The 6,308-nt window shown below is 67.9% G+C and carries 5 protein-coding genes and 2 pseudogenes; 1 reads left to right on the forward strand and 6 read right to left on the reverse strand.

All coding sequences use genetic code 11. From position 1 onward, the window contains the following. Nucleotides 1-4 precede the first annotated feature (4 nt). The 6 genes and pseudogenes from VET27_RS16430 to fadD8 form a co-directional block, all read right to left on the reverse strand. Nucleotides 5-919: a 1,4-dihydroxy-2-naphthoyl-CoA synthase gene (locus VET27_RS16430; RefSeq protein WP_526519957.1), complete on the reverse strand. Its 915-nt coding sequence runs from the start codon at nt 917-919 to the stop codon at nt 5-7. Nucleotides 920-943: 24 nt separating this feature from the next. Further along, on the reverse strand, nt 944-1,432 hold the full coding sequence (locus VET27_RS16435; RefSeq protein WP_526519959.1) for a nitroreductase family deazaflavin-dependent oxidoreductase: 489 nt from the start codon (nt 1,430-1,432) through the stop codon (nt 944-946). Nucleotides 1,433-1,442: 10 nt separating this feature from the next. Beyond that, complete coding sequence (locus VET27_RS16440) at nt 1,443-2,129, reverse strand: HAD family hydrolase (protein ID WP_526519961.1); 687 nt, start codon at nt 2,127-2,129, stop codon at nt 1,443-1,445. Next, nucleotides 2,126-3,340: an RNA polymerase sigma factor gene (locus VET27_RS16445; protein WP_526519981.1), complete on the reverse strand. Its 1,215-nt coding sequence runs from the start codon at nt 3,338-3,340 to the stop codon at nt 2,126-2,128. The genes VET27_RS16440 and VET27_RS16445 overlap by 4 nt, the downstream gene beginning before the upstream one ends. 58 nt (nt 3,341-3,398) lie before the next feature. Further along, nucleotides 3,399-3,971 (reverse strand): annotated as a pseudogene (locus VET27_RS16450) (MFS transporter); the annotation flags it as partial. Nucleotides 3,972-4,092: 121 nt separating this feature from the next. Next, nucleotides 4,093-5,694 (reverse strand): fatty-acid--CoA ligase FadD8, encoded by a 1,602-nt coding sequence (fadD8, locus tag VET27_RS16455; RefSeq protein WP_526519963.1) that lies wholly within the window; start codon nt 5,692-5,694, stop codon nt 4,093-4,095. Nucleotides 5,695-5,795: 101 nt separating this feature from the next. Here fadD8 and VET27_RS16460 point away from each other — a divergent pair. Continuing rightward, nucleotides 5,796-6,042: pseudogene (locus VET27_RS16460) on the forward strand (DUF3253 domain-containing protein). Nucleotides 6,043-6,308 lie beyond the last annotated feature (266 nt).

Here is a 6,308-nt window from a genome sequence, read left to right on the forward strand (position 1 = left end):
TCCCTCAGAAGTAGCGCGGGAACTTCGACCAGTCGGGGTCGCGCTTCTCCAGGAAGGCGTCGCGTCCCTCGACCGCCTCGTCGGTCATGTACGCCAGACGCGTCGCCTCGCCGGCGAAGACCTGCTGCCCGACCAGCCCGTCGTCGAGCAGGTTGAACGCGAACTTGAGCATCCGGATGGCCTGAGGTGACTTGCCATTGATTTCGTCAGCCCATTGCAGCGCAACGGTTTCCAGTTCGGCGTGGTCGACGACCTCGTTGACGGCGCCCATCGCGTGCATTTGCTCGGCGGTGTAGGGCCTGCCGAGGAAGAAGATCTCGCGGGCGAACTTCTGGCCCGCCTGACGCGCGAGGTACGCGCTGCCGTAGCCGCCGTCGAAGCTGCCGACGTCGGCGTCGGTCTGCTTGAAGCGGGCGTGCTCGCGGCTGGCCAGCGTCAGGTCGCACACCACGTGCAGGCTGTGCCCACCACCGGCGGCCCAGCCGTTCACCAGGCAGATCACCGGCTTCGGCATGAACCGGATCAGGCGTTGCACCTCGAGGATGTGCAGCCGGCCCGCCTGGGCGGGGTCGACGGTGTCGGCGGTCTCGCCCGCGGCGTACTGGTAGCCGGTGCGGCCGCGGATGCGTTGGTCTCCGCCGGAGCAGAAGGCCCAGCCGCCGTCCTTCTCCGAGGGTCCGTTACCCGTCAGCAGGATCACTCCCACGTCGTTCGACATCCGGGCGTGGTCGAGCACGCGGTACAGCTCGTCGACGGTGTGCGGCCGGAAGGCGTTGCGCACTTCGGGGCGGTCGAACGCGATCCGGACCGTCGGCTTCGCGACGCCGTCGACGACGTGACGGTGATACGTGATGTCGGTCAGCTCGAAGCCCTTGACGGGCTGCCACACGGTCGGGTCGAACGGGTTGTCAGCACTCACCCGGTTGACTGTAGAGCGGTGTCGTCAGACGTCCTCGCGCGCCTGCACCGGGTCGAACCGGAAGACGGCGCACCGACCTGCGAGCGCCTCGAACCCCTCGGGTGCGCCGTCGGTGACCAAGCCGGAGCGCTTCATGAAGCTGACGCCGGTCGGTACCAGCACGGGGAACTGGCGCAGAAGTGGCCGCGCCTCGTCGGCCGGCATCTCGACCACGCGTACGTGCTCGTCCCTTCGGCCCTGCGTCAGGGTTGCCTCACCCGCGGCGCGCAGGTTCTTCACCCAGTCGGCCTTCGGGAAACCACCGACGACGTAGCGCTTGCCGTCGACGACCATCGGGGTGATCGGCGTCGAGTGAGGCTGGCCGGTCGTGCGGCCGGGCACCGTCAGCATGACGGGCCCTTCCTTGCCGGAGATCGGCAGGCCGACCTTCATCATCGCCATGAACACCTTGTTCATCGGCTTGAGCCACCAGGGGGGTCTGATGTCGTCGTCGTTCGGCGGCGGTGTCGACATGAACCCGAGCTTAGACCGCGACACCTGCGCTCTTGAGCGCTGCGATCAGGCCGTCCGGGCGCTGCGACGTGGGCAGCGGATCGACCAGGGCGAAGCGGCAACCCACCGCGCGAGCGGCCCCATCGGCCTCCTCGCTGTCGCCGACCATCAACGCGTGTGCCGCGTCGACGCCCAGTCGTGACAACGCGGTGTGAAAGATGTCTGGGGTCGGCTTGACCGCCCCGACTTCAAAGGACAGCACGAACTCGTCGACGTCGCGCTCGGCGCCGATCGCTGCGAACGCGGGCCGCACGTCGAACGCGATGTTGGACACCACCGCGGTCTTGACGCCTTGTCGATGCAATCCCGCGAGCACCGTGGCGGTGTCGGGGTAGGGGCACCAACTCGCGGGGTCGATCACGCGGTCGTACAGGGATTCGGCGTGGTGGACGGCCAACCCGGATTCGCGCAGCACGTGCAGATACGCCTCGCGGTGCAGATGCGGCGCCAGATCGCGGTTCACCCATGCGCGGTAGGTCTGTTCTTCCATGTCGACGGACCGCCCGGTGGGTGCGGTCAGACTACGCATCAGCTCGGCCTGGACGTGGCCGTCGATCGCCTGTTCGTCGACCTGGATTCCCGAAAACCAGCTGTCGTCCTCTTCGAGCCGAAACAGCGTCCCGGAGAAGTCGAAGAGCACCGCGACCGTGGTGGTCATGCCCTGACCCTTTCTGCCTTGTCGACCAGCACGTCGCGCTCCTGGTCGTTGGTGGCCATGGTCGCGGCCCGCTCGAACTCGGCTGCCGCTTCGGACTGTCTGCCCAGCCGGGACAGCAACTCACCCCGCACACTTGGCAGGAGGTAGGAATCGGCGAGGCCGCCGATCTGGTCGATGATGGTGAGCGCCTCGGCGGGCCCCGACAGAATCGCGACCGCGACCGCCCGGTTGAGTTCCACCACTGGTGAGGGCGCGATCTGGACGAGGCCGTCGTACAGCGACACGATGCGTGACCAATCGGTGTCGGCGGCGGTCGTCGCGGCGGCATGGCATTCGGCCAGTGCTGCCTGCAGTGCGCAGGGTCCCCAGCCGACTCCCTTGCGGCGCAACGTTCGAGCGGCGCGCTCCAGGGCAGCGGTGCCGCGCACGATCTGTGCCCGGTCCCACTTGGTGCGGTCCTGGTCCTCCAAGAGGACGGGCCGCCCTTCCGGGGCGGTGCGGGCGCGGAAGCGCGACGACTGGAATTCCATCAACGCCACCAGCCCGTGCACCTCGGCCTCGTCGGGCACGAGCGCCGTCAGCACTCGGCCCAGCCGCAGTGTCTCCGTGCACAGTTCGTCGCGGATCCAGCGTTGGCCCGACGACGCGGAGTAGCCCTCGTTGTAGATCAGGTAGATGACGCTGAGAACGGCTGACAACCGTCCCGGGTACTCGCTCGGGTCGGGCACCTCGAACGGCACGTTCGCCTCACCGAGCGTCTTCTTGGCCCGCACTATTCGCTGCGCAATGGTGGCCTTGGGCACGAGGAACGCCTGGGCGATCTCGTCGGTGGTGAGTCCGCCGACGACGCGCAGCGTCAACGCGATCCGACCCTCCCGCACGAGCACCGGGTGCGCGGAGATGAACATCAGCCGCAGGACGTCGTCGTCGATGCGGTCGGGGTGAGATGCCTCGGCCGTCGGATCGTGCAGGTGGGTCTCCAACTCGCGGGCCAGCGTGGCGTACTTGGCGTCCAGGCGGTCCCGACGGCGCCAGTGGTCGATCGCCTTGCGCTTGGCGACGGTCACGAGCCAGGCGGCTGCGTTGCGCGGCACGCCGGTCGTCGGCCACTGCTCGAGTGCGTCGACGAGGGCGTCGGCCGCGAGGTCCTCGGCCATCCCGACGTCACCGACCGCACGGGTCAGCGTCGCCACGATCTTGGCGGCCTCCATGCGCCACACCGCATCGACGGTGTGCTGGATGTCGGAGTCGGACACGTACCCACCGTAGTCAGACGTAGCGAGCGCGACCCGCCGCCGCTCCGGCGATGATCTGGACGGCGTAGACCGCCAGGAACATGACGAACGGAATGGTCCAGCCGTCCGAGAAGTCCTGGAGGAGTCCGAAGCGGAACGGCCCCGTGCCCGCGAACACTTAGCCGAATCCCTGTGCCATTCCAGACAGTTGCGCGGTGTCCTCCGCGTTGCGGGCCCACAGCGCAATGACCGTCAGCGCCAGCGAGAAGGCGCTCATGCCGATGCCGATCAGCACGCTCCACACCAACGGGGCGGCGGCGGGCGCGACCAGGAGGCCGACTGCGCCGCCCAGACCGAGGACGCCCAGCGCGACGATCCACCCGCTCTGGCTCGCCGAGCGCGCCGCCAGCGGCGAGATGATCAGCGCGACGGGCACACCGATCAGTGACACCAGCCCGACCAGCAGCCTGGATGCCTGGCAGCCGAAGAACAGCGTCACGGTCCAGGCGAGTCGGTTGCGCAGCAGCGACCTTCGTTCGCCCGTCGGTGCGGTCACCGCGGCCCATGATCCGCGATGACGCCGCGACGCGGGCAGCCACGCGATCAGGCGCACGCTGCCACATTGTCATGCCGCCCGCCGGACGGGCCGCCGCACCCAGCGCGAGCAGACGCAAAAGTGTCGCGACACGCCGCGTCAGCGGAGCCTTTGCGTCTGCTCGCGGGGAAAGTCAGCCGATCGCTCGGCCCGCGCCCTCCCAGAACTGTGCGCGCACGGCCTTCTTGTCGGGCTTGCCCAGCGCGGTCACCGGCACCGAGTCGACGACGATCACCTGCTTGGGCGACTGCACCGAGCCCTTGCGGTCCTTCACGGCGGCCTGGATCTCGGCGGTCATCGTGGCGACCGCCGCCTCGTCGGTGGCCGCATCGGGGCGCAGCACCACGACGGCCGTCACGGCCTCGCCCCACTTCTCGTCGGGTGTACCGATCACGCACACCTGCGCCACCGAAGGATGTTCGGCGACAACGTCTTCCACCTCACGCGGAAAGACGTTGAATCCGCCGGTGACGATCATGTCCTTGGTGCGGTCGACGATGAACCAGAAGCCGTCGGAGTCCTCGCGGGCCAGATCGCCGGTGTGCATCCAGCCGTTGCGGAAGGTCTCGGCCGTCGCCTCCGGCAGATTCCAGTAGCCGCCGGACAGCAGCGGCCCGCTGACGCAGATCTCGCCGACCTCCCCCTGCGCAACGGGCTTGCCATCCTCGCCGAGCAGGGCGGTGCGACAGAACAGCGTCGGCTTGCCGCAGGACGTCAGCCGCTTCTCGTCGTGATCACCCTTGGCGAGGTAGGAGATCACCATCGGCGCCTCGGACTGGCCGTAGTACTGCGCGAAGATCGGGCCGAACCGGCGGATGGCCTCGGCCAGTCGCACCGGGTTCATCGCCGAGGCGCCGTAGTAGACGGTCTCCAGCGAGGACAGGTCGCGGGTGTGGCTGTCGGGGTGGTCCATGAGCGCGTAGATCATCGACGGCACCAGCATGGTGGCCGTGATCTTCTGCTCCTCGATGGTCTTGAGCACATCGGCGGGATCGAACTTGGCGAGCACGATCATCTCGCCGCCCTTGACGATCACGGGCGTGAAGAACGCCGCGCCTGCGTGCGACAGCGGGGTGCACATCAGGAAGCGCGGATGCTCCGGCCACTCCCATTCGGCGAGTTGGATCGTCGTCATCGTGGTGATGGAGCCCGCGGTGCCCATCACGCCCTTGGGCTTGCCGGTGGTGCCGCCGGTGTATGCCATCCCGCCGACGTGGTCGGTCGGAAGGTCGGCCGCCACCAACGGCTTCGGGGCGTACTTGGCGGCTTCGGCCACGAGGTCGACTGCTACGTCGGCCAACGCCTCGGGCACCGGACCGATGGTCAGGATCTGCTTCAGCGAGTCGACCTTCTCGAGCAGGCCGAGGGCGCGCTCGACGAACATGGGGTTCGGGTCGATGATCAACGACGTGATGCCTGCGTCGGACAGCACGTAGGCGTGGTCGTCCAGGGAACCGAGAGGGTGTAGTGCGGTGCGCCGGTAGCCCTGGGTCTGACTGGCTCCAATGATCATCAGCACCTCGGGGCGGTTCAGCGACAGCAGCCCCGACACCGAACCGGTGCCCGCGCCGAGCGCCTCGAACGCCTCAATGTACTGGCTGATGCGGTCCGCGAGCTGCCCGCCGGTGAGCGTGGTGTCACCGAGGAACAGCACCGGCTTGTCCTTGTTGCGCTTGAGCGCGCCGACGGTGATGTGTCCGGAGTGGATGGGATGGCGCAGCAGCTCGTCACTCATGACGACCAGACTAGAACGTGTTACAGATTTGGTGGCGAAGCCCTCCACATTTCGCCGAGCTGGTACGTCGGGGGCGGCACGCTTTCGGGTTGACTGGGTGGGTGAGCGAGCAGTGTCTGCGGGCAGCCATCCTCGAGTTGGCCGGCGATCGTGGTCCGACGAGCAGCATTTGTCCGTCCGATGCGGCGCGTGCCGTCGGCGGCGACGACTGGCGTGACCTGATGGATGACGCCCCGAGACGTGGCGCGCGCCCTGGCGAAAGCCGGTGACGTCGACATCACTCAGAAGGGCGCCGTGCTCGATCCGGATTCCGCGTGGCGTGGTCCGATCCGGATCCGCATTCGATAGCCATCCGAAATCGAGTAGCGCACTACTCGCGTTCCCCGGCGCCGTCGCCAATAGCGTCCATCTTGCGTCGCAGAACCCGACTGCAACGAAAACCGCACTGGTGCTTGTCCTTTCGTGGGCGGCCCAAAAGGAGGAACGGACCATGAATCTTCAACTCGCGAGAGCCAGCACACTGGCCTCGCTGTCGGCCGCGGCACTGGGGGCCTTGGGATCCATCGCGGCCACGCCACCCGCGTCGGCCGACCCGCTGCCGTATGGCCCCGACA

This window comes from Mycobacterium sp., from assembly GCF_035633495.1.
Taxonomy (GTDB): Bacteria; Actinomycetota; Actinomycetes; order Mycobacteriales; family Mycobacteriaceae; genus Mycobacterium.